This is a genomic window from Mucilaginibacter pankratovii (assembly GCF_014773265.1).
In the GTDB taxonomy this organism is placed as follows: domain Bacteria; phylum Bacteroidota; class Bacteroidia; order Sphingobacteriales; family Sphingobacteriaceae; genus Mucilaginibacter; species Mucilaginibacter pankratovii.
In genome coordinates, this window is the sequence record NZ_JACWMY010000013.1 from 1 (window position 1) to 24,132 (window position 24,132).

The 24,132-nt window shown below is 43.5% G+C and carries 20 protein-coding genes; 18 read left to right on the plus strand and 2 right to left on the minus strand.

Annotation, left to right across the window (positions count from 1 at the left end; translation table 11 throughout):
* The first annotated feature begins 863 nt into the window (after positions 1-863).
* The 7 genes from IDJ77_RS22065 to IDJ77_RS22095 all read left to right on the plus strand — a co-directional run bounded on the left by IDJ77_RS22065 (position 864) and on the right by IDJ77_RS22095 (position 13,131).
* The gene (locus IDJ77_RS22065; protein WP_191191156.1) at positions 864-2,063 is read left to right on the plus strand and encodes an acetate/propionate family kinase; all 1,200 of its coding nucleotides are present in this window, start codon (positions 864-866) and stop codon (positions 2,061-2,063) included.
* A 5-nt stretch (positions 2,064-2,068) separates the two neighbouring features.
* Positions 2,069-4,459, plus strand: a complete 2,391-nt coding sequence (locus tag IDJ77_RS22070) for a phosphoketolase family protein (protein WP_191191157.1) — start codon at positions 2,069-2,071, stop codon at positions 4,457-4,459.
* A gap of 858 nt (positions 4,460-5,317) precedes the next feature.
* The gene (locus IDJ77_RS22075; RefSeq protein ID WP_191191158.1) at positions 5,318-5,746 is read left to right on the plus strand and encodes a PepSY-like domain-containing protein; all 429 of its coding nucleotides are present in this window, start codon (positions 5,318-5,320) and stop codon (positions 5,744-5,746) included.
* A gap of 216 nt (positions 5,747-5,962) precedes the next feature.
* Positions 5,963-6,307, plus strand: a complete 345-nt coding sequence (locus IDJ77_RS22080) for a hypothetical protein (RefSeq protein ID WP_191191159.1) — start codon at positions 5,963-5,965, stop codon at positions 6,305-6,307.
* A gap of 72 nt (positions 6,308-6,379) precedes the next feature.
* Positions 6,380-10,726 carry a CusA/CzcA family heavy metal efflux RND transporter gene (locus tag IDJ77_RS22085; RefSeq protein ID WP_191191160.1) on the plus strand — a complete coding sequence of 1,449 codons (4,347 nt, stop codon included), beginning with the start codon at positions 6,380-6,382 and terminating at the stop codon, positions 10,724-10,726.
* Between the two features lies 1 nt (position 10,727).
* Entirely contained in the window at positions 10,728-11,903 is a 1,176-nt protein-coding gene (locus tag IDJ77_RS22090; protein WP_191191161.1) for an efflux RND transporter periplasmic adaptor subunit, read from the plus strand.
* Positions 11,896-13,131: an MFS transporter gene (locus IDJ77_RS22095; RefSeq protein ID WP_191191162.1), complete on the plus strand. Its 1,236-nt coding sequence runs from the start codon at positions 11,896-11,898 to the stop codon at positions 13,129-13,131. Before IDJ77_RS22090 ends, IDJ77_RS22095 begins: the two co-directional genes overlap by 8 nt.
* Here IDJ77_RS22095 and IDJ77_RS22100 read toward each other — a convergent pair whose 3' ends face one another.
* Both IDJ77_RS22100 and IDJ77_RS22105 read right to left on the minus strand, forming a co-directional pair.
* Positions 13,132-13,743 (minus strand): class I SAM-dependent methyltransferase, encoded by a 612-nt coding sequence (locus tag IDJ77_RS22100; protein ID WP_191191163.1) that lies wholly within the window; start codon positions 13,741-13,743, stop codon positions 13,132-13,134. It abuts the gene before it with no gap.
* Positions 13,744-13,756: 13 nt separating this feature from the next.
* Positions 13,757-13,978 (minus strand): YdeI/OmpD-associated family protein, encoded by a 222-nt coding sequence (locus IDJ77_RS22105; RefSeq protein ID WP_191191164.1) that lies wholly within the window; start codon positions 13,976-13,978, stop codon positions 13,757-13,759.
* A 158-nt stretch (positions 13,979-14,136) separates the two neighbouring features.
* Between IDJ77_RS22105 and IDJ77_RS22110 the strand changes: the two genes are divergently transcribed.
* The 11 genes from IDJ77_RS22110 (at position 14,137) to IDJ77_RS22160 (ending at position 24,132) form a co-directional block, all read left to right on the plus strand.
* A complete protein-coding gene (locus tag IDJ77_RS22110; RefSeq protein ID WP_191191165.1) occupies positions 14,137-15,189 on the plus strand; it encodes a hypothetical protein in 1,053 nt (350 codons plus the stop codon).
* A 147-nt stretch (positions 15,190-15,336) separates the two neighbouring features.
* Positions 15,337-17,571: a heavy metal translocating P-type ATPase gene (locus IDJ77_RS22115; RefSeq protein WP_191191166.1), complete on the plus strand. Its 2,235-nt coding sequence runs from the start codon at positions 15,337-15,339 to the stop codon at positions 17,569-17,571.
* An 18-nt stretch (positions 17,572-17,589) separates the two neighbouring features.
* Positions 17,590-17,802 carry a heavy-metal-associated domain-containing protein gene (locus tag IDJ77_RS22120; protein WP_191191167.1) on the plus strand — a complete coding sequence of 71 codons (213 nt, stop codon included), beginning with the start codon at positions 17,590-17,592 and terminating at the stop codon, positions 17,800-17,802.
* A gap of 24 nt (positions 17,803-17,826) precedes the next feature.
* On the plus strand, positions 17,827-18,390 hold the full coding sequence (locus IDJ77_RS22125) for a helix-turn-helix domain-containing protein (RefSeq protein ID WP_191191168.1): 564 nt from the start codon (positions 17,827-17,829) through the stop codon (positions 18,388-18,390).
* A gap of 838 nt (positions 18,391-19,228) precedes the next feature.
* Positions 19,229-19,945, plus strand: a complete 717-nt coding sequence (locus tag IDJ77_RS22130) for a class I SAM-dependent methyltransferase (protein ID WP_191191169.1) — start codon at positions 19,229-19,231, stop codon at positions 19,943-19,945.
* Between the two features lie 52 nt (positions 19,946-19,997).
* Positions 19,998-20,438, plus strand: a complete 441-nt coding sequence (locus tag IDJ77_RS22135; RefSeq protein WP_191191170.1) for a GNAT family N-acetyltransferase — start codon at positions 19,998-20,000, stop codon at positions 20,436-20,438.
* A gap of 154 nt (positions 20,439-20,592) precedes the next feature.
* Positions 20,593-21,843, plus strand: coding sequence for a hypothetical protein (locus IDJ77_RS22140; protein ID WP_191191171.1), 1,251 nt, complete (start codon positions 20,593-20,595; stop codon positions 21,841-21,843).
* An 83-nt stretch (positions 21,844-21,926) separates the two neighbouring features.
* Positions 21,927-22,403: a hypothetical protein gene (locus IDJ77_RS22145; RefSeq protein ID WP_191191172.1), complete on the plus strand. Its 477-nt coding sequence runs from the start codon at positions 21,927-21,929 to the stop codon at positions 22,401-22,403.
* A gap of 77 nt (positions 22,404-22,480) precedes the next feature.
* Positions 22,481-22,981 carry a DUF3347 domain-containing protein gene (locus IDJ77_RS22150; protein ID WP_191191173.1) on the plus strand — a complete coding sequence of 167 codons (501 nt, stop codon included), beginning with the start codon at positions 22,481-22,483 and terminating at the stop codon, positions 22,979-22,981.
* An 81-nt stretch (positions 22,982-23,062) separates the two neighbouring features.
* Complete coding sequence (locus tag IDJ77_RS22155; protein ID WP_191191174.1) at positions 23,063-23,659, plus strand: DUF3347 domain-containing protein; 597 nt, start codon at positions 23,063-23,065, stop codon at positions 23,657-23,659.
* A gap of 5 nt (positions 23,660-23,664) precedes the next feature.
* On the plus strand, positions 23,665-24,132 hold the full coding sequence (locus IDJ77_RS22160; RefSeq protein WP_191191175.1) for a heme-binding domain-containing protein: 468 nt from the start codon (positions 23,665-23,667) through the stop codon (positions 24,130-24,132).

A 24,132-nucleotide genomic window follows, 5' to 3' on the forward strand; every position in this document is an offset into this window, starting at 1 on the left:
TGTATTAGGCCTGCCGCTAGCGTTCATCCTGAGCCAGGATCAAACTCTCCATTGTATAATGTGTTGTTTATATCCAAGCCCTATTAAACTCAATCAATAGAAACTTGTAAAAAAAAAATATTCTCTTACATTATCTACCAAGTTTTGTATCATAACTATCTTTCGATTGTTACACTACATGATTTTCTATTTCTTAAAAGAACTTTGCGCCTCTCCATCCCGGTTTGGCTATATAAATTTTCGAAGCTTTAACACTTCTTAACTTCTATTTCATTTCATCTGAAAGTCGCTTTCAAATGCCCTTCGTTTCGGGAGTGCAAATGTACGTTTGTTTTTTAATTTAACGAATTAAAAAACAAAATAAATACAACTGACTAATTAACAGCTAAATAAAATTGAAATCAGAACCACATCATATTAGGCTAAGGTGGCGTATTCCTTTAAAAGCAATATTTAAACTACAAACACATAATAAATAACTTATAAATCCATTATTATCTGCAACGAATACACACCATTAACTATACTTAAACGATCCTTTGCCCGCCGGGCAATAACTTCGTATTAGTACTTCACCACTATATACCCCGTCTTCCTCAACGTTTCCGTCCCCTTCTTGTATTCTATAGAATAGAAATAAGTACCCGGCTGCTGCAGGGTGCCTTTGCCGCTCGTTTAAGCTACTACGTCCACGGAATTGTTTTTCATGCCCTGAAACAATAACTGATTCAAATGCTTGTATAATTAACCGTCTGCCGGCATCGACTACTGACGAATAATAATCGTAGTCATTTTTTATGCCATGCCTCATCATTTTAAACTACTAAAGCCTACCCTACTTTTATACCATAACACGAGTTAAAATGAAATTAACCGAAGATGCCAAAAACTACATCTTATGTATCAACGGTGGCTCTTCGAGCTTAAAGTTTGGCATTTACGAAGTCCATTCTTATGCTTTGGTTATTAGGGGACAAGTGGGCTCAATTGGGAAAGCCAATTCGTGTTTAGAAATAAAAGGGATTTCCGGGCAAATCATCTTACGTAAACCCGCTGGAAAAAAAAACATTGCCGCCGCTGCGGATGATTTGATAGAATGGCTAAAAGAGAATGAAATTAATTATCCTATTACCGCAATTGGTCATCGCCTGGTACAGGGCGGGCCGCTGCACCGGCAGCCCGAATTGATAACATTGCAATTATTAAACAACCTGCAGCAGTATGTTTATTTGGCACCTAACCATTTGCCGGATGAAATAAGCACTATCGAAAAATTCATATCAGCTTATCCGCATGTCAGACAGATTGCCTGTTTCGACACTGCATTTCACGCCCACATGCCGGCGCATGCTAAAAATTATCCTTTGCCAGCCCAATACCTCCAAAAAGGCTTGTTTAAATATGGCTTTCATGGGCTTTCTTACTCCTATATAATGCAGAAACTAAAAGAGCAGGATGCAGACGCGGCGCAACAAAAAATCATTATCGCCCACTTGGGTAATGGCGCCAGTATGGCTGCGGTAGACCACGGTATAAGTATAGATACCACAATGGGCATTAGCCCTATCGGCGGCCTTGTAATGGGCACCCGCTGCGGCGATCTGGATCCTGGTGTTTTGTTGTTCCTGATGAACCAATACCAAATGGCACCGGCCAAACTGGATGAATTGTTTAGCAAGGAGTCGGGCTTAAAGGCAATAGCCGGTGTAAGCGATATGCAGGAACTGATGAAAAAAGCCCCACATCATCCCGAAGCCGAAGCAGCATTAAAAACATTCTGTTATAGCGCCAAAAAATTTATTGGAGCACTTGCTGCAGCTTTAGAGGGCTTAGATACGTTGATATTCACGGGTGGCATCGGAGAAAACGCTGCCTCTATTCGTGATCGTATTTGCCAGGGCCTTGATTTCATAGGCATTGAACTGGACCCAAAAAAGAACACAGGCAATAAAAACATCATATCAAAATCAACAAGCCGCGTAACCGTCCGTGTCATAAAAACCGACGAGGAATTAATGATAGCCCAACTGGTAAATGCTACTATATCTCAAAACAAACACTAATAACTATGGAAACATCAACACTCAATACACCACCTGCAACGCTGTCTTCAGATCTACTTCAAAAAATAGATGCTTATTGGCGTGCGGCCAATTACCTGTCTGTTGGGCAACTTTATTTACGAAGTAATCCGCTGCTGAAAGAGCCCTTAAAACTCCAACATATAAAAAGCATGCTGCTTGGGCATTGGGGAACTACCCCCGGGCAAAATTTTATCTATACACACCTGAACCGCGTTATCAAACAGTATGATTTGAACGTGATCTACGTTTCCGGTCCCGGCCATGGCGGCCCGGCAGTAGTGGCAGGCACTTACCTGGAAGGTACATACAGCGAGGTTTACCCGGACATTAGCCAGGATGAAGACGGCCTTGGTAAACTATTCACCCAGTTCTCTTATCCCGGCGGAATTCCCAGCCACGCCTCTCCGCAAACGCCCGGTTCTATACACGAGGGTGGCGAACTGGGTTATTCTTTAAGCCACTCATTCGGTGCGGTATTGGATAATCCGGATTTGATAGTGGCTTGCGTAGTGGGTGACGGCGAGGCAGAAACAGGCCCCTTAGCTACCGCCTGGCACTCGAACAAATTTTTAAATCCCATTACCGATGGGACAGTGCTTCCTATCCTGCATCTGAATGGTTATAAGATCTCTAACCCAACCATCCTGGCAAGGATTACCCACCAAGAATTAGAACAATTATTCCGTGGTTATGGCTGGAACCCATTATTTGTAGAAGGCGACGAACCTATGGCAATGCACGAAGCAATGGCAGCAGCTCTGGACGATGCAATTGAACAGATCAGGAAAATCAAAACAGGAGATGCTCACTCCCGTCCACGCTGGCCGATGATCGTACTGAGATCGCCTAAAGGCTGGACAGGGCCAAAAGAAGTAAACGGGCATAAAATTGAGGGTAATTTCAGGTCGCACCAGGTACCGTTAGCGGTTTCTGCAAGTACACCTCCGGAGCACCTGCAGATGCTTGAAAATTGGTTAAGAAGCTATCATCCCGAGGAACTTTTTGACGAGAACGGGAAATTGAGTGCCGGGTTGGCCGAACTGGCACCTAAAGGCGAACGCAGGATGGGCGCCAACCCACATACCAATGGCGGGCAACTGCTTACCGATTTGCGCATGCCCGATTTTCGGCAATACGGAGTACCTGTGCCCTTCCGCGGTGCCGGCGGCGAAGGCGATACCTTCGTGTGCGGGCGCTTCCTGCGGGATATTATACGGCAAAATCAGCATCAGCGAAATTTCAGGATATTTGGGCCCGACGAAACCGTATCCAATCGCCTTGATGCTGTGCTGGAAGCAACTAACCGACAATGGAACGCAACTGTGGAGCCTGCTGATGAGTTTCTGGCTGGTGACGGACGGGTTATGGAGATGCTAAGCGAGCATCAGTGTGAAGGCTGGCTGGAAGGTTATTTACTAACAGGCAGGCATGGCCTCTTTAATTGTTATGAAGCTTTTATCCATATTATCGATTCGATGTTTAACCAGCACGCAAAATGGTTAAAAGCATGCCGGGAAATTCCCTGGAGACGCGATATCGCATCCCTCAATATCCTGTTAACCTCCACCGTATGGCGGCAAGATCATAACGGCTTTACCCACCAGGATCCGGGGTTCATCGATCATGTGGTTAATAAAAAAGCGGAAATTGTTCGCGTTTACCTTCCGCCTGATGCCAATTGCCTGCTTTCGGTAACTGATCACTGCCTGCGCAGCAGGCATTATGTTAATGTAATAGTCGCCGGGAAACATCCGGCACCGCAGTGGCTGAATATGGATGAAGCAGTGGCACATTGCACACGGGGCATCGGGGTATGGGACTGGGCCAGCAATGACCGGAATAGCGAGCCGGATGTTGTAATGGCCTGCAGCGGCGACGTACCTACGCTGGAAACACTGGCCGCTGTAACCATCCTGCGCGAACATTTACCTGAGCTTAAAATACGGGTGGTAAACGTAGTAGACCTTTTTAAACTTGAAAAGAACACCGAGCACACCCACGGTTTAAACGACCACGATTTTGACACGCTTTTTACCACAAATAAGCCAGTGATCTTCGCCTTTCACGGCTACCCATGGTTAGTGCACCGCTTAACCTATAACCGGGTAAATAATAGCAATATACATGTACGTGGTTACAAGGAAGAGGGTACAATAACCACCTCTTTTGATATGACGGTACTTAACGAAATGGATCGTTTTCACCTGGTAATGGACGTAATAGACCGCCTGCCCCAAACCGGAAGTAAAGGCGTTTACCTTAAGCAGCAACTGATGGACAAACTGACAGAACACAAACAATATATATGTACTAACGGGAAAGATATGCCCGAAATACTCAACTGGAAATGGTCGGAAGAAACAAAAACTAACTAATCTCCCGTGAACAGAGATGACGTATTCGGCTATACGCCGGATAAAAAATATGGGATCAGTGTCGTTTACTTTTCGATGGAATTCGCGATTGACCAGGCGCTGGAAACTTAAACTTAGAAGAAGTAAAAAAAAGTTGTTTTACCGCCCATACGCCGGAACCATCGAACCGATTATTATTCCTTTGAATAAATAACACGCATTTTAAAAGTGAATAAATATCGAAATGCAGTCTATAAAAGTCAGGATGTTTAGTATTTAAACATCCTGTAATTAATTACAAGATGTTTTCGTTGAGAATTTTTCGAAAAAAAGTCTCAATGAATGTCGCGCTAAGGTTTTGCGCATTCGCACGTGTTTTGAGCATTTCCGGAAACGAAAAAACCCTGTAAACATGTGATTTACAGGGTTTTTATGTGTTTTGATATTCTTATCTGCGGGGACCAAGGTACCCCATTTGAACATTTAGAGGGTATTTTAAATGTAATTCGAGAAGTCTACAAAGACAGAAAGAAAAAGTCAGATGAATAAGTAGGCAATGGTAGCTCCAGTGAATTATCGGTATGATGTCCGATATACCAGACCAACCCATCGAACTTAAAACATTTCACTGAGTTTGCTGATGAACCAATTTAACGATAAGTCTATTGCTTTCTGCGGAGAGTGGGTTTAATTCATGAAGATGCGGATGAACTATTGCAGGATGTATTTATTAAAATTTGGAGAATAGCCATCAATCAAAAGCAAGGTGGCACCGTAAAAAACAAGTATCAATGACTAAATAAGCAATGACAGCAAGCATGATACGCTAAACCATTTTTCTACAGAAAGATTGTTTACCATTGATTAAAATCTAAAAAAATGAAAAAGAAATGTTTTTTTGTAGTCATTGCCTTTCTAATTGCGGGCGATGTAATGGCGCAGGAACTAAAAAGTTCAGCTGTGCCTTCTGTTGTTAGAGCAGCATTGGTGAATAAGTACCCACAAGCTGCCAAAATAAGCTGGGAAAAAGAAAAAGGCAATTATGAGGCCAACTGGGGCGGAAAATCCGGTGAAGCCAATTCTGTTGTATTTACACCCGCTGGGGCATTTGTGGAAATATTAGAAGCAATCTCTATAAGTGAATTGCCTAAAACAATTGCACCTTATGTAGCCGCACATTATAAGGGGGCAAAAATTAAGGAGGCAGGAAAAGTAACCGATGCCGCTGGAAAAACCATGTACGAGGCAGAGATAAAGGGTGGTGACCTGATCTTTGATAAAAATGGCAACTTCCTGAAAAAAGACTGATATTAGCTTGCGCACCTATAGGATCATCCAAATGTTTTTTTGGATAAGGCCTAAAGATACGCGGATCTTTTAGAGTGCTTTTTGTTAAAATCTGGATGAATACCTATTGGTTAACTCTTGATTTTGTAACTAATTCAAAATCAAGAGTTAATGAGCCCTCTATTATTTAGAATATTTGTTTAATTAGGTTTCAGTTAATATTATATATTTGCTTTTATGAAGCTATGGATCAGCAGGATATTCTTAATGACAGGACTTGTCCTGTTGCTGTTCCATAATATCGTCGCCCATCACCATGATGATGACCACGATGACCATATTACGCATCATGATAACGATGTGCTGGAACACGCAAAGGTAGACCATGTCTTTTCCCCGCAGGTTTATCATTTTGATGGTCTGCAAGCAATTGTTCCTGACTTAGTTTACTCACCCGCATATCGTATTGTACTATTCCCGGTTACCTTACCTATTCAGCCAGTCATCATACCCGATGAACCCTATCCGCCGGGATGGGTCACCGACCAAACCATTCTTCGCGGCCCCCCTATAAACTGTTAACGCTGCTGTATTCACAGCTTCTGGCCATGCTTTGGCCCTTTTCTGAACGTTAACTTTTAATCTTCTTTCTTCATGTTAAATAAAATCGTTGAGTTTTCCGTAAGGAATAAGCTCATTATCGGCCTGTTTATATTTGGTCTGATCGGCTTCGGCCTGTACGAAGTGAACCGCCTGCCCATTGATGCCGTACCTGATATTACCGACAACCAGGTACAGATCATTACCCGTACCCCTTCATTAGGTGCGCCGGATGTGGAACGCCTCATTTCCTTTCCTATCGAACAAAGCTGCCGCAACATACCTGATGTTAAAGAGATCCGCAGTTTTTCCCGCTTTGGCCTCTCTGTAGTGACCATTGTATTCGAAGATAAGGCCGAGATCTATTGGGCCAGGCAACAGGTTGCCGAACGGTTAAATGATATTACTTCTACGATACCCATTGAGTTTGGAAAGCCCGAAATGGCACCGGTAACGACCGGTTTAGGCGAAATTTACCAATACTCGGTCAGGGCAAAAGCCGGGTATGAACAGAAATACGATGCGATGGCTTTGCGCACCATACAGGACTGGATCGTGCGTAAACAGTTGCTGGGCCTGCCCGGCGTGGCTGATGTTAGCAGCTTCGGTGGTTTCCTGAAACAGTATGAAATATCGGTAAACCCCGACCGGCTGAAAGCCAATAATGTTTCTATTACCGATGTGTTCACCGCCCTGCAAAAGAACAATAATAATACCGGCGGCGCATATATTGAGCACGGGCCAACCGTGTTGTTTATCCGCAGCGAGGGCCTGGTGGGCTCTTTGGAGGACATTGGCAGTATCGTGGTAAAGAACCTGCCCAACGGCACGCCTATATTGATCCGCGATATTGGAGAAGTTGGTTTAGACCATGCTACCCGCTACGGCGCGATGACCTGGAACGGGAAACAGGAAGTATCCGGCGCGGTAGTGATGATGTTGAAAGGTGCCAACAGCAACGAGGTGATCAAAAATATTAAGGATAAAGTTATTCAAATTCAGAAAACTTTACCGGAAGGTGTGGTGATCGACGCATTTCTGGACCGTACCAAGATGGTGAACAATGCCATCAGTACGGTAGAGCATAACCTGATCGAAGGGATAGTTATTGTATTGATTGTGCTGATCGTTTTCCTGGGAAATTTCAGGGCGGGTTTACTGGTCGCCTCTGTAATTCCATTGGCGATGCTGATCGCTGTAATTTTAATGAACCTGTTCGGCGTATCCGGTAATTTAATGAGCCTGGGTGCGCTGGATTTCGGCCTGATCGTTGATGGCGCGGTGATCATCGTGGAAGCGATCATGCATCATATTTACCTGACAGATAAAACAAAGATCAGCCGAGAAGAAATGGATACCGAAGTGGTCACCGTATCTACCCGGATGCAGAATGTGGCCGTATTCGGCGGCCTGATCATCCTGATCGTTTATATTCCCATATTTACGCTGCAAGGTATTGAGGGCAAAATGTTTAAGCCAATGGCGCAGACCGTATCGTTCGCGCTGATCGGGGCCTTTATACTTTCCCTGACATATATACCGATGATGAGTAGCCTATTTTTGAGCCGTAACGGAAAACATGAAAAGAACTGGTCGGACAGGATGATGGATTTTTTCCTGAAACATTACCAAAACGCGCTGCAACGAGTGATCAAACATCCAAAAATGGTCGTCGCTATTGCCTCGATTTCCTTTATCGTGGCCGTGTTCATACTCACCCGTTTGGGCGGTGAGTTTATCCCCAAACTGGAGGAGGGCGATTTTGCCGTAGAAACCAGGGTGCTAACGGGGAGTAGCCTGCAAACTTCAGTCAACGCGATCAAACAAGGATCCAAAATCCTGCTGACCAAATTCCCGGAAGTGGAACAGGTGGTCGGCAAAACAGGCAGCTCGGAGATACCTACCGACCCGATGCCCATTGATGCCAGTGATATGATGGTGATCCTGAAAGATAAAAGCAAATGGACCTCGGCCAGTTCCTTTGATGAGCTGACTACCAAAATGTCTAAAGAACTGGAAGCTGTGCCGGGCGTCAGCTTTGGTTTCCAGTACCCGGTACAAATGCGTTTTAACGAGTTGATGACCGGTGCGAGGCAGGATGTGGTCTGTAAGATCTTCGGGGAAAACCTGGATACCCTGGCTATTTTTGCCAAGAAGCTGGGCGCGATTGCGGGAAGTATTAAAGGGGCACGGGATATTTACATAGAATCCATCACCGGTATGCCGCAGATCGTGATCCGTTATAAACGCGCGGCCATAGCAGAATACGGCCTGAACGTGGAAGATATCAATAGGGTTGTCAACACGGCTTTTGCCGGGCAAAGTAGCGGCACGGTCTATGAAGGTGAAAAACGTTTTGAGTTAGTTGTCCGGCTGGCCGGTGCGCAGCGCAAGCAATTGAGCGACGTGCAAAATCTGCTGATACCTACACCAACCGGGAACCAGGTACCCTTACAACAGGTAGCCGATGTCAAAATTGAAGAAGGGCCAAACCAGATACAGCGGGAGGATGCCCAGCGGCGCATTATCATCGGATTCAACGTCCTGGGCCGTGATGTGCAAAGCATGGTCGAGGAATTACAGCAAAAGGTGAATACCGAGATCAAATTGCCGCCGGGTTATTACGCTACCTATGGCGGCGCTTTTGAGAACCTGAATGCCGCCAAAAAACGCCTGACGATCGCTGTTCCGGTTTCCCTGCTACTCATCTTATTGATGCTGTACCTGGCTTTTGGTTCGGCTAAACAGGGCTTGCTTATCTTTTCCGCAGTCCCTTTATCCGCTATCGGCGGTATCCTGGCGCTGGTGGTCCGGGGAATGCCGTTCAGCATCAGCGCGGGTGTCGGTTTTATTGCCCTGTTCGGTGTGGCGGTATTAAATGGTTTGGTACTGATCTCTGAATTTAACCGCTTACGCAAAGAAGGATGGGACGACCTGCGGGCCATTGTTATCGAGGGTACCAAGCTTAGGCTAAGGCCGGTATTGATGACCGCTTCGGTAGCTTCATTAGGCTTCCTGCCGATGGCTTTGAGCAATGGTTCAGGCGCGGAAGTGCAACGGCCATTGGCAACGGTGGTGATCGGCGGTTTGATTACCGCTACATTTTTGACGCTGTTTGTCCTGCCGATCTTATATATTTTATTTGAGAAAGGAAAAACGATGAAAGTACCGGTTAAACCTGCGGTGATCTTACTGCTTACTTCATTGGGCTTGTTCGCAGGCCATGCCAAAGCGCAAACCCCAATTTCGCTGAAAGCGGCTATCGATACCGCCATTAAAAATAACCTGGCCCTGAAAAGCGAAAAGCTCAACGCGGATTACCTGAAACGGAATACGGGCACAGGCGTTACCATCCCGAAAACCAGTATTACGGGTGAATACGGCCAGATCAACAGCGCTTACAACGATAACCGTTTATCAGTCGTACAGTCGGTTAATTTCCCGACTGTCTATACCCGGCAAAAGGAATTACTGAATGCGGAATACCAGGCGGGGGAATTGAATGTCAACCTGCGGCGACGTGATATGGAGCGTTCGGTAACCGAAAGTTTTTACCATATCCTTTACCTGAAACAGAAACTGCAATTGCTGTTAAGTGCTGACAGTACTTACGCCCTTTTTGTAAAAAACGCGAACCTGCGTTTTGACAAAGGCGAAAGTAATATCCTGGAAAAAACCACCGCGGAAACGCAAAGGGCGCAAATAGCGAGGCAATCCGAAATGTTGAACAGCGACCTGTTTATAGCGTATGACCGCTTCCGGGTATTACTCAATACTACGGTTGATTATCGGCCGGAAGTCGGTGCTTTTCAATTGCCGGTGCCAATGATAACAGATACAGCTTTCAGCAATCATCCGCAGGCATTGTACCTCAGCCAGCAACAGCAGGTATCTAAAGCGCAAACACTGGCCGAACAGGCTAAGTTGTTACCCGATCTGAGTCTGGGTTATTTTAACCAGAGTTTTAATGGTACCCAAACCGTGAATGGCGTTAACCACAACTATGATGGTGGCAACCGTTTTTCATCGGTGCAATTGGGCGTTGCCATACCCTTATTTGGCGGCGCACAAAAGAACCGGGTGAGCGCATTCCGAATCAAGGAACAGCAGGCGCAGGTGGATTACCAATCAGGTTTACAAGCCCTGCAAAGCCGGTATAAACAGGCAACAGCAGAGGTCGGCAAGTACCTGCAACTGGTCGCTTATTACGAAAAGACAGGACTGCCGAATGCCAGCCTTATCCTGAAGACCGCCAATCTGCAATTTACGGCAGGGCAGGTCAACTACCTGGAATATGTATTATTAATTAACCAGGCGACCGCTATCCGCAGTGAATACACCGATGCGGTCAACAATTTAAACCAGGCCATTATTCAAATCAACTCGCTTCAAAATAAATAAGATGAAATCAATAACGATAAAAACATATCTGCAAATGTCCGCGATCACGCTGGCAACATTGTCCCTGTTTTCCTGCGGCGGCGGCAAGGCGAATAAACCGGAAATAAAAACGGCGGACAAACCCGCCGCCGTAAACAGTATGGCCGTTACCTTAACCGATGCCCAGGTCAAAACTGCCGGTATTGATACCGGCCACGCGGTTACCCGTGCGGTAGCGACTACCTTAAAAGTGACGGGTGCCATTGATGTACCACCGCAAAACATGGTGAGCATCAGTTTCCCGATGGGCGGTTATTTAAAATCCAGTCAATTGCTACCGGGAATGCACGTTAGCCGCGGTGAAACGATTGCCTTGATGGAAGACCAACAATTTATCCAATTACAGCAGGATTATTTAACAGCCAAAGCCAAACTGAATTATGCGCAAAAAGATTTTGAGCGCCAGCGCGACCTTAATCAAAGTAAAGCCAATAGCGATAAAGTATATCAACAGGCGCAGGCTGATTATGAAAGCCAAAAGATCCTAGTCAGTTCTCTTGCAGAAAAATTACGCCTGATCGGTATGAACCCCGCTAAAATGACCGATGGCAACATTACCCGTAGCGCAGCGGTGCGTTCACCGATTGACGGCTATGTAAGTAAGGTAAATGTTAATATTGGAAAGTATGTCAACCCGAGCGATGTGCTGTTTGAGATCGTTGATCCAAGGGATATTCATTTGGCGCTGGATGTATTTGAAAAAGATGTGACCTTATTGCACCAAGGGCAAAAGGTAATCGCCTATACGAACAGCAACCCGGATAAAAAATATATCTGTAAAATTGTGTTGATCGGTAAAGACCTGACCGACCAGCGCAAGACCGAAGTACATTGCCATTTTGAACAGTATGATAAAACCTTGTTACCGGGCACCTTTATGAACGCTGAGATCGAAGTAACGGCCAACAATGCGCTGACACTGCCTGAAGATGCGATTGTCAACTATGAAAACAAAAGCTATGCTTTTAAGGTAACAGGTAAGAATGCTTATGAAATGATAATGGTCAAACCCGGAGTAACGAAAGACGGCTACATGGAACTGGCTGCAAGCGGCACGGAATTGCGCAATATCACTTTCGTAACCAAAGGTGCCTACAGTTTATTGATGAAAATGAAAAATACCGGCGAAGATGAATAATAGCAAAACGGGGAACTGGCTGTCGGCATTTGCTGATACGTTCGTCGCCTTAAGGAACAAGGTTTTCGCAGGCTTGTATTTCGCACAATCTGTTAGTTTGTTGGGTGACGCCGTGACCTGGGTAGGTTTGGCCTTATTATCTTACCAGTTCGGAAAGGAAAAATCGGCGATCATTTTGGCGAGTGCCTTAACCTTGCGGGTAACTGCCTTTATTATTTTCTCACCATTTGCCGGAGTATTGGCTGACCGGGTAAGCCGGAAAACCATTCTCGTAACCACGCACTTTATCCGCATGGGTATTGTGGCCTGCCTCCCGTTCGTCAACGCGGAATGGCAGATCTATGCTTTGGTATTTGGCTTGAATGTGTTTAACGCATTTTTTACCCCAACGTACAGGGCGGTAATCCCCCAGGTAGTTGACAAGGCACATTATCGGCAGGCGGTTGGTTTATCAACGGCAACTTTCCAGATTTTGGGTGTACTGGGCCCTGGCTTGGCGGGTATATTAGCCGTTTGGTTCGGCGCACAAGAGATCTTCTTTATTGATGCGGGTTCATTTATTGTAGCCGGCATATTGATCCTGATGCTTCCTGCTGATAAGCTGCAAAAGAAAGCGGACAAAACACAAAAAACGTTTACGGCCTGGCAGGACGTGATCAAGGGTATCCGGCTGCTATTTGGCAATCCTATCATTCGCTTTGCACTGATCATTGAGTTTGTGTCGGCTATTGCAGGTGCGCAGATACTGGTCAATTCGGTTGGTCATATCAAAAGCGGTTTACATTTAGATGATAAGCACTATGGCTGGATCATGGCAGCATTTGGTATTGGTGCAAGTATAGCGGCTTTCGTCGCGGGAAGTTTGGATAAAACCAAGACAAGGCGTATTTCTTTGATCTTAGGTGCATTGATACTGGCGATAACCATTTCCATTACCAACTTTGTCAGCTTTCCAATTATGATGGTTTTATGGGTGTTTGCAGGCTTAGGACAGAGTTTAGCGGAAATGCCTTCCGAAACTTTGATCGGTGAAAACATCCCTGAGAATGAACAGGGCAAGGTCTATGGTTCGCACTTTGCTTTTTCACATTTGTGGTGGGCGATTGCATACCCGATAGCCGGTTATACCGGTAGTCATTTTGCGGGTAAAGATTTTATGTATGGCGGGATTATTTCGTTTATCCTTTTGGGCGTTGCTTTAATTGTTATGCCTGCCAAGCGTCAATAATTACCGTTTTTTAAAACTACAAAACACGAAATTTTGCTTGGTTCCAAATGGCGTGATATGGTCTTCTATGGTACAACTTAGATTGGTAAAATCATGGTAGAACTGATCTTGTAATTGGCCTGACGAATATCGTCGAACAGGCAGGCTGCTACATCTTTCAGGGCCATTTTCAGAAAAGGCACCAATAATCAAATACTGTTTGACTGATTTGGCGGCGATACTTTTATAAGTAGCTATTTGGGCTTCATCTGTTAAAAAATGAAAGGTAGCCCGGTCATGCCATAAGTCGTAGCTTTCCTCCGGTTCAAATTCGGTAATATCAGAAACGACACACTTAACCGAGATTCCTTTATCGCCAAGCCGTAATTTTACTTTTTGGAGCGCGGCTTCAGATATATCCAATACCGTAAGGTTAGTAAATCCTGCTTGTAATAAATGATCAACTAATGTGCTGTCGCCACCACCAATATCGATGATCCTGGCATTTTTTGGTAAATTAAAGCTATTAATAAGGTCAAGCGAAGTTTGTGGTACCTTTTGTGTCCAGCTTATTTCTTCAGGACTTTTGGTTTGATAGACCTTTTCCCAATGTGCCTGAATGTTTTCTTCCATGGAACAAAAGTAGTTAAGTCTTTAAAGTCTTTTGTTTGTTACGTAGCATGATCATCGCTTTATCAGCTCTGACTTTACGGGTATCTTCTTGTTTAGCTGATCCCACCCAATCACAATAACCCTGTTTGTAAGATTTGGAAAGGCTTTCAAAAAATGTATCGGCTTCTACGTCCTGGTCTAAAAGCACCTGTAATTCCGCAGGTGTGCCTTCAATATGTTCCCCTTTTTTAAGCATGGCAATTAATTAGCAGTGTTTTATATTTCCCTTGTCCCCACATTACTCTTTAATCAAATGTAGGGCATTTAGGCTGTGACTTGTTTAGTTTTTGTCCTTAATATTGCCTTATATCGTTTAATACTTTTAACTTCCAAGATTCAAAACCTGCTTGCCAAATGAAAAAGTTCCTTTTCCTGATTTTGCCGGCATTGGCATTTTTTAGTTTATCATCATTATCTGATCTCCCTATTAATTCTATTGGAGCCGGACAGCAGCCGCAGGTAAGTGTTGACACTAAAGGAATTGTAAGGGTTGTATTCGGCTCTGCCGATCAGATTTTTTGCGCCACTTCCACCGATCATGGCGCATCTTTTGGCAAACCTCTGCTGGTTGCTAAAGTTCCGGAAATGCACCTGGGTATGTCGAGGGGCCCGCAATTCACCAGTTCTAAGAATTTCTCGGTGATCACTGCCATGGACAAAGCCGGGAATATTCACTGGTATCAACTCAATCATGCTACTGCCAAATGGAAATATATGGGTGTGGTCAATGACCTAAAAGATTCAGCACCTGAGGGACTGATGAATATCGCAGCTGACGATAAAGATAATTTCTATGCGGTTTGGTTGGATACCAGGACAGGGAAGCATAACCAGATCTATTTTTCATCATTGGCAGGTAAAGCATTCAAATGGTCAAAAAATCTCATGGCGTACCAGTCACCCGACCAGCACGTATGTGAATGTTGCAGACCAAGCATTGCCGTTGAGGGAACAAGTGTAGCGCTGATGTTTAGGAACTGGCTGAACGGTGCAAGAGACCTTTATGTAATCCGTTCATCCAATCAGGGAAAAACTTTTTCTCCGGCAGTCAAGATGGGCATGGATACCTGGAAACTGAACGGCTGCCCGATGGATGGCGGCGGCCTGCGCATCAGCCCGTCAAATACTATACAGACCGTATGGCAGCGTAAGGGGAATATTTATTATGCCACTCCGGGTAATCCTGAAACTTATATTTCCAGGGGACGGACATGCAGTATCGCTGGCAATGGCGCAAATCCGTTGATCACTTACCAGACCGGCGATACCCTTAATGTCGTTAAATTCCCTCAAAAAACTGCTACTATGATCGGTACAGGTGGTTTTTTGAAAGCGGTCCAGCTTAATGCCAATAGCAACTTCTATGTTTGGGAACAGGATCACCAGATCAGATACAGGAAACTATAGCCCGGAATAATAAAGGACTAAACCTAATAAGCAATTTATTTCAAAGAATCCATAACCCAACTATACGGTATTCTATAAATTTTAGGCAGAATCCTGTAAAATCCAAAGCTCGAACCGGGCGTAAATTTGTGCTGTTAAACAAAAGACATGGCAGCACTACAATTAGAAACATTGACTTTCCCCGTTACTGGCATGACCTGCGCCGCCTGTGCATCAAGCGTAGAATCGATGATCGGCGCACAAAAGGGTGTTGACAAGGCAGAAGTGAACTATGCCACACAATCCGTTAAAGTTGCTTTTCATCCCGAAATCATTCAGCCTGCAGGTTTGCAGCAGTCGGTTCAATCTGTCGGTTATGACCTGATCATCGATATGATAAATGGGAAAGAAAAACAAGCAGAAGCACAGCGAAGCCATTACCAGCAGCTTAAAAGAAATATTACCTGGGCCATTATTTTAACTGTTCCCGTCGTACTGATCGGGATGGTCTTTATGGACATACATTATGCCAATTACATTATGATGGCGTTAACCGCCCCGGTGATCTTTATCGCAGGCAAAAACTTTTTTATTAACGCCTGGAAACAAGCCAGGCATGGCCGGACCAATATGGATACGCTGGTGGCCATGAGTACGGGCATCGCCTTTTTATTCAGTGTCTTCAATACATTCTACCCCGAGTTCTGGCACAGCCAGGGCTTGCACCCCCACGTTTATTTTGAAGCAGCTTCGGTGGTGATCGTTTTTATTATGCTCGGGAAACTATTGGAAGAAAAGGCTAAATCCAATACCTCATCCGCCATTAAAAAACTGATTGGCCTGCAGCCCAAAACCGTAATCCTCCTCACAATGGATGGCGAAAAGGAAACGGCCATTGCGGATGTACAGATTGGTGACCGCCTGCTGGTTCGTCCCGGCGAAAAGATCCCTGTTGATGGTATTGTTGATGAAGGCAATTCTTTTGTCGATGAAAGCATGATCACCGGTGAGCCGGTGGCCGTGGAGAAAAAGCCGGGTGACCAGGTATTCACGGGAACTTTAAATCAAAAAGGAAGTTTTCGTTTTACTGCTGAAAAGGTTGGCGGCGAAACTTTACTGGCGCAAATTATCCAATTGGTGCAGGATGCACAGGGTTCTAAAGCGCCGGTACAAAAGCTGGTCGATAAGATCGCGGGTATCTTTGTACCCATCGTCATGCTGATCGCCTTATTAAGCTTGGGTGCCTGGCTGCTGTTCGGTGGTCAACATGCCTTAACACAAGGCTTACTGGCAATGGTTACGGTACTGGTAATTGCCTGCCCCTGTTCTTTAGGGCTGGCTACGCCAACGGCCATTATGGTGGGCATTGGCAAGGGAGCCGAAAATGGCATTTTGATCAAAGATGCGGAAGGGCTGGAATTGGGGCATCAGGTTAACGCGGTGGTTTTGGATAAAACCGGAACGATCACCCAGGGGAAACCTGTGGTTACTGATTTGCTTTGGGCAAAAGTCCTGCCCATTAATCAAAGCCAGTTAGAGGCTTTATTTTTAGCGGTAGAACAGCAATCAGAACACCCGCTGGCTGATGCCATAGTAGCTTACCTCAAACCCGACAATGAAGCTTCGGTAAAAGTAACTTCTTTTAATAGTTTAACGGGACGAGGTGTTGAAGCAAATTTTGAAGGACAGGTATATTTTGTGGGCAGCCATAAACTGATCGAAGAAAGAAAAATAGATATACCGGACGAGTTAAAAGCTCCCATAGAAACTTATTTAAACCAGGCAAAGACTGTGATCTATTTTGCGGATCAAACACAGGTGTTGGCGATTGCAGCTATCGCCGACCCGATCAAAACAGGATCAGCAGCAGCGGTTGACCAATTAAAGAAGCAGGGTATTGCCGTTTATATGCTGACGGGTGACAACGCACAGACAGCCGCCTCTATTGCAAAAGAGGCGGGTATTGACCATTTTCTGGCCGACACCATGCCATCGGACAAAGCCGATTTTGTTAAAAAACTACAGGCAGAAGGTAAAATCGTTGCTATGATTGGCGATGGTATCAATGACAGCCAGGCATTAGCAGAAGCAGATGTAAGTATCGCAATGGGGAAAGGCTCCGATATTGCGATGGACGTAGCCAAGATCACGCTGGTTTCTTCGGATCTACAGCAAGTGCCCAAAGCGTTAAGGCTTTCCAAACTAACCGTTCGCACAATTAAGCAAAACCTGTTCTGGGCATTTATTTATAACCTGATCGGTATCCCCATCGCTGCCGGTATATTATATCCCGTCAATGGCTTTTTACTGAACCCAATGACCGCGGGCGCAGCAATGGCTTTAAGCTCGGTATCGGTGGTCAGCAACAGCCTGAGACTAAAATTTTCAAAACTTAATCTTTAATTTTTAAAATCAACAAACATGGAAACTTTAAAATTCAAAACCAATATCAAATGCGGTGGCTGTATTGCAACCGTAACCCCAGCTTTAGATAACCTGGAAGGCATAGAAAAATGGGAAGTGGATGCCACGAACCCAGATAAGATCCTTACCGTGCAATCCGGCAACGGACTAACAGCAGGCGAGGTGATCACCGCTTTAAAAGCCAAAGGCTATCATGCTGAGAAAATTTAGTCGTAATATTGTTTAAACAAAAACATGGTACTGCATATAAAAAATATGGTTTGTGACCGCTGCATCATGGTGGTTAGGCAGCAGTTGCAAAATATCGGGTTGAACGTCGGCGATGTCAATTTAGGCAGCGCTGATGTTCAACCTGAACCCAACAGCGAACAATTGAGCCTGATCTCTTCGCAGCTTAAATTGCTGGGCTTTGAGTTACTGGACAATGAAAAGGACCGCATCGTTGAACGGGTCAAAAGCCTGATCATTGAAAAGGTACACCATAGTGACCTGGCCGATACGCATCTGAACTTCTCGCAATACTTGTCAGAAAGCTTGAATAAGGATTACGCCTACCTCAGCCGGATGTTCTCGGATGCGGAAGATACGACTATTGAAAAGTTTATTATCCAGCAAAAGATCGAGAAAGTGAAAGAACTGCTGGAGTATGGCGAACTGAATTTAAACGAGATCACTTGGAAGATGGGTTACAGCAGCAGCGCGCATTTATCTGCCCAGTTTAAAGCGATAACTGGTTTAACGCCCAGCCAGTTCAAAGCTTCGGGAAAAACGAATAGAAAAGCGATTGATAAGATCTAAGATAAATATCGGATATCCCGGTGATGACCCTACCGGCAAAAGAATTGACGAAATCGAGCGTAAAACTTGTTGTACAGCTTTATTATAAATATCTTTAAGCAGTAATCCCCTGCTGGTTTAATGAGGAAATTTTGTGCTTTAGTGATGACATCGTTTTACCTGTTGTTGACAACAGGTGCTTATGAGTGCCTATTGCATTGCACAGCTGATCTCGTTTTCTCTCAATTTGCGACAAACCTTCAGGTACATCCGGGAAACGAAGATCACGACCAGGCTGAACAAGCGGATGATGATGACTGTAAAAAGGGTGACTGTACCTGCTGTTACCATCATGGGAATTATGTAGTAAAAGAGAACTTTAGCGCCACTATTGATTTTCAGTTTTCGGTTAGCCAGGTTGCGTTGGTTCCCCGGAATCAGGAAAGGTATTCTTCATTTATATCGGAAATTATTAAGCCGTCCATCAGTTGGCCAAGATCAACGGGGCCACCGTTTTTATTTAGGCAACCTATTTATATCTCTAACAGAACTCTTCTTATCTGATCAAGCGTTGCTGCCACCCAGGCGGCCAGGTACTCTATTATCTATTAACGCTGAATATCGAATGACATACATACAAGGCCGATGCTTTTAATTAAGCGCCTTATTGGGAATATCGATCTAAACATACGCTAATTAAAAACATTGAAGCTCCTCTTGTTTAGAGCGGCAATGGATTAACAATAACCCCAACGGAAGATCCTTTGATCTACTGTATCAAGCGTGTTAAAATACCCGGCGATTAATAAGATAATCTTTAAAAATCAATCATTTAAGTTATCATCCTAATCACATTATAATGAGCAATTATTTTATTACTCAGCCTCCTTTCGGTAAAAGAAAGGGGAAATCTTATTTTATTTCATTTATAAATAAGGTGTTAAGATTTTCAAAGATCGGATACACCGTAAGCCCCGTTGACACGATAGTTGATATGAACACTATTGAACAACGAATTAATTATTACCATTTATTAGATAACGTTTTATCAAATAATGTCGCTGGTGATGTAGTTGAATTAGGGTGCTTTACAGGACAGTGTGCTATGCTGTTTCAAAAGATCATAGAACAACACCTGTCGGCGAAAAAACTTCATTTGTACGATACTTTTGATAACAAATATACCATACAAGGAGCGGTAGAGGATCAGTTGATCCGCAATTTCAACGATGCGGGTTTAAAGTTACCTGTTCTACATAGAGGGTTATTTCAAGACACCCTCCCTGGACAGCTACCGGATCAAATTTGTTTTATACATATCGACTGTGGTTTTGGAGGCGATCAATCTTTACATAAAGACGTTATATTAAACTGCTTAAAAGAGGTTTATCCTCGAATGCCAACGGGCGGAATCTGTGTGCTTATGGATTATTATGATGAGCAAGTTAACGGTGTAGGCTTTGATGCTCACCCCGGTGTTAAGCTGGCATGTGATGAATTTTTAGCTGATAAATCCGAAAAGGTCAGTTGCCTGTTTGGCAATCAATATTATCACGGTTTTTTCAGGAAAGACTAAATACGGACAGATCAGGAAAATAGAAAAAGTTACTGCTAAAAATCATTCAAGTATGATGGATATAAGGAAAATAGAAAAAGAAGATATAGATAAATGTGTTGACTTATGTATAGAATCGTGTAATCGCCCGCCCTGGAATCATAAATGGAGCTATGATACCGCATTAAAATATCTCCGGGAATTCGCTGATCAAACCCGCTTTGTCGGATTTATTTTATATGAACATGATAAGATCACGGGTATATTATTGGGACATTTAAAGACATGGTGGGCAAATGATCTGTTGCACATTGATGAGATATTTATTTCTCCAGACAGGCAAAAAATGGGACATGGAAAACTTTTATTGGAACATATGGAACAATTTGCCCGTGACCAGGGATGCGGTGTTGTAAGCCTGATGACAAGCCAGCACATGCTGGCAACTGAATTTAAGAACGATATTAAGTACCATCATGCGGAACACTATATTTTCTTATTTAAAACTGTTTAATTTATAGCGTTGGAAAGTCATATTGATAAGTATGTAAATTAAATAAAGGCAATGAAAAAAGTAAAGGCCGGTCTGGTATGGTTGTTCAAATTTTTGTTTGTTAAAAAATGCTGCCGGTAGGGATTTGCATTATCTTAGTTCTTTATTCCTAAACATGAGCGAACATTTACAGTCTATTATCAGTCAATATAAAAACGACCAGGAATCAGTTTATAATACCTGGTTCATCAATAATGAAGAACGATTGAAAGCGTTTCGATCTATCCGCCGGGGAGTATTACAGGTTATTGATGACATTAAGACCAAGCGCTTTGGGAACGATTTTAAAGGAACCTCACTTGAATTTGTTTTGAGTTGCATTACAGAGCAAAAACAGGTTTTTGAAGGGGCATCACATCCCTTTTATTGGAAACCCAAATTAAGGATTCCCGATATTTACGAGAACCAGCCTAACAAGATCGCTTTTGGACAATTTTTAGAGAATTGTATTAATGCAAAAAATGAAGAACAGATCATCAGGGAAATTGAAAAACTGGATGCTTTAAAGATCAAAGGTTTGGGGCCTGCTGTGGCCAGCATTCTTTATTTTTTACATCCAACATTGATACCTCCATTTAATACAGCGATCATTAATGGGTTCAACTACCTTTTTAAAGACAAAAAGAAATTAGGTAGCTGGAGCGAATATCTAAAGATAAGGGAAGTCATCATGGATATGAACCGCAAACATTGCAATGACCTGTCTTTGGACACCGGGGCATTCGCAGGCCTTTTATTCGAGATAGGCACACAAAAGTTGTTGTTAGGTAAAGATGAATATCTTTCGGAAATTGAACGCACAAGGCTTGAAAGGTTGATCGAAAAGCGGCATAAGGACAAACGGGTTGAAACGGTGGACGAACACTTGCATAATGAAATGCAGTATCATTTGTTGAAGATTGGCCACGCGCTCGGATATGATGTGATTGCGGCCTCTAATGACCGATCTAAATCATGGAGTGGTAATAAGTTTACTTTTATTTCACTGGCAGACTTTCCGGACTTAGCTTTAGATAAAGAAGTCTTGAATACCGTTAAATTAATTGATGTACTGTGGTTTGAAAAGGGAACGGCTAAAGTAATCGCTGCTTTTGAGGTCGAAAAGAGTACCAGTATCTACTCGGGAATTTTGAGGCTGACTGACCTGAGTTGCAGCGTGAACAACAAAGAAGAAGTTTTATACCTCGTGGTTCCAGATCACCGGGAAAAAGATGTGATCATGCAGCTATCCCGCCCGTCCATAAAGCAAGGAAATATGCAAATGAAGTATATCTGTTTTAGCGATCTGAGGCAACACTGCGATGCCTTATGCAAATTTGGAGATGATCATGCTATCATGCAAAAGATAGCACGGACAGTAGTTTAATAGGCTATAACAATAGGATGTAAATTTAAAACGAAATTATATAAAACAATTTGTCAGCCTGTTGTTTAACTTTGTAAGCGAAGATGAAAAGTAAAGCACTTTTATTGTTATTCATATTCCTGCTAAACACGGCTACCGGGTTTGCTTGCGCTTTACGTATGTCCATCCACGAGCATGAGGAAGCTACGGAACACCACCAAAAAGGTAGTGAAGCTACTGAACATGGTCATCATGGTGACGAAGCTAAGGAACATCATCATGAACACCAGCAAATATCCCTGCCTTCTGTTCACGAGGAACCATTTTCGAGTGGAACTTATATCGCTAATAACGATCCTTGCTGTCAGGCAGCCGTTAACAATTTTAATACTTTAGCCAAAGTAACTCCTCAATCAAGCCAAATTGTTTTACTGGCTCCCCTTTCTTACATTGGCACTTATCACCAATTCTTTTTAAAACCGGTTACAATTAGTCAAGCCAATCGATTCTTATCAATTGACGGACGACGACGGCCTCCTACATACCCTATCCGCATCGCGCTGCAGAGCTTTCAGATTTGATTAATTGATAGATCATCAGAACTATATGGCCACGCCATGTTTCAATTTTTCTATTACATTATTAATTAATTCAGATCATGAAAAAGATATTTTTATTGGTTGCTTTAATGGCAACTGTTTCTACCCAACTACTTTTTGCGCAGGGCACTAAGTCAACTGCGATTACATCTCTCCTTACTTCTTATTACGACATTAAAGACGCTTTGATCAAATCAAACAGCGCCGATGCGGCTACCCATGCCGGAGAGTTTTTAAAAGCTGTCAACGGTATAGATATGAAAGCACTTCCCGAAGCTGATATGACCGCTTTTATGGCTGTGCAGGAAAAATTGGCATTCGATGCCAGGCATATTTCCGAAAGCAAAGATATCGCCCATCAGAGGGAGCATTTCGCCAATTTTTCAGCTAACTTTTTCAAATTGGCCAAAGCGGTAAAATTAACGGATAAACCTGTTTACTATGCCTATTGCCCAATGAAAAAGAGCTATTGGTTATCGGCTGAGGATGTGATCAAAAACCCTTATTATGGTAGCCAAATGCTCACTTGCGGTAAGGTTACTGAAACCCTGAATAAATAAGCTAACCAATCATTTCTTAATAATTTAATTTCCCTGTGCAACGATGTTGCGCAGGGTGATCAATAAATTTATACTCATCCCATGAAAAATCTAATCATTGTTTCAGTTATCAGTTTGGCTTCATTTTCAATGGTAGCCTGCAATAACACAAATAAATCATCTGCTAATAGTACAAAGGATACGACTGCTTCAACAAACTCAGCGCCTGCAACTACTGCAAAAGGGGGCGTTGACCCAAAAACCGCCACTTCTATAAAGGAAATGGTTGGAAACTATTTACAGTTAAAAAACGCGCTAACCAAAGATAACAGCAACGATGCGGCTACCGCTGCAAAAGCACTGTCAACCGGCTTCGCAAAACTTGATCAGTCCGTATTAACACCAACGCAAAAGAAATCCTTTACTGACATCGCCGATGATGCGAAAGAAATGGCTGAGCATATCGGAATGAGTGGCGGGAAGCTGCCCCATCAACGGGAGCATTTTGATATGTTAAGCAAGGATATGTACGACCTGGTTAAACTATTTGGTGCAGGACAACATTTGTTTGTAGATCATTGCCCGATGTATAATGATAAAAAAGGAGCAATCTGGCTGAGTGAAATAAAGGAGATCAAAAATCCCTATATGGGTTCAGGTATGTCAACCTGCGGTATGATCCAGGAAGAATTTAAATAATCGCCATGAAACGTGCCATTAAGATTTCGCTTACTGTGATAGGAATTCTATTTATCATTATTCAGTTGATGCCTCGCGATCATAACGAAAGCGGAGATATGCCGGCGAATGACATAAGTAAGGTATACGCTATTTCGTTAAATGTGGGAGCTATTCTAAAAAGGTCATGTTACGACTGCCACAGTAATAACACCAATTATCCGTTTTACGCACGTATCCAACCCATGCGTTATATGATGGACAGGCATGTCAGGCAAGGAAAGGAAGAATTGAATTTTAGTGAGTTTGGCGCGTATTCTTCCAGGAAACAAAGAAGTAAATTAAGGGCTATCGGTGAAAGTTTGGACGAAGGCTCGATGCCTTTATCCTCCTATACCCTCATTCACAGGAATGCTATTCTTTCAAACGAAGATAAAGCAACACTAATGAATTGGGTTAAACTGACGAGCGATAGCCTTTTACTAAAAAAATAA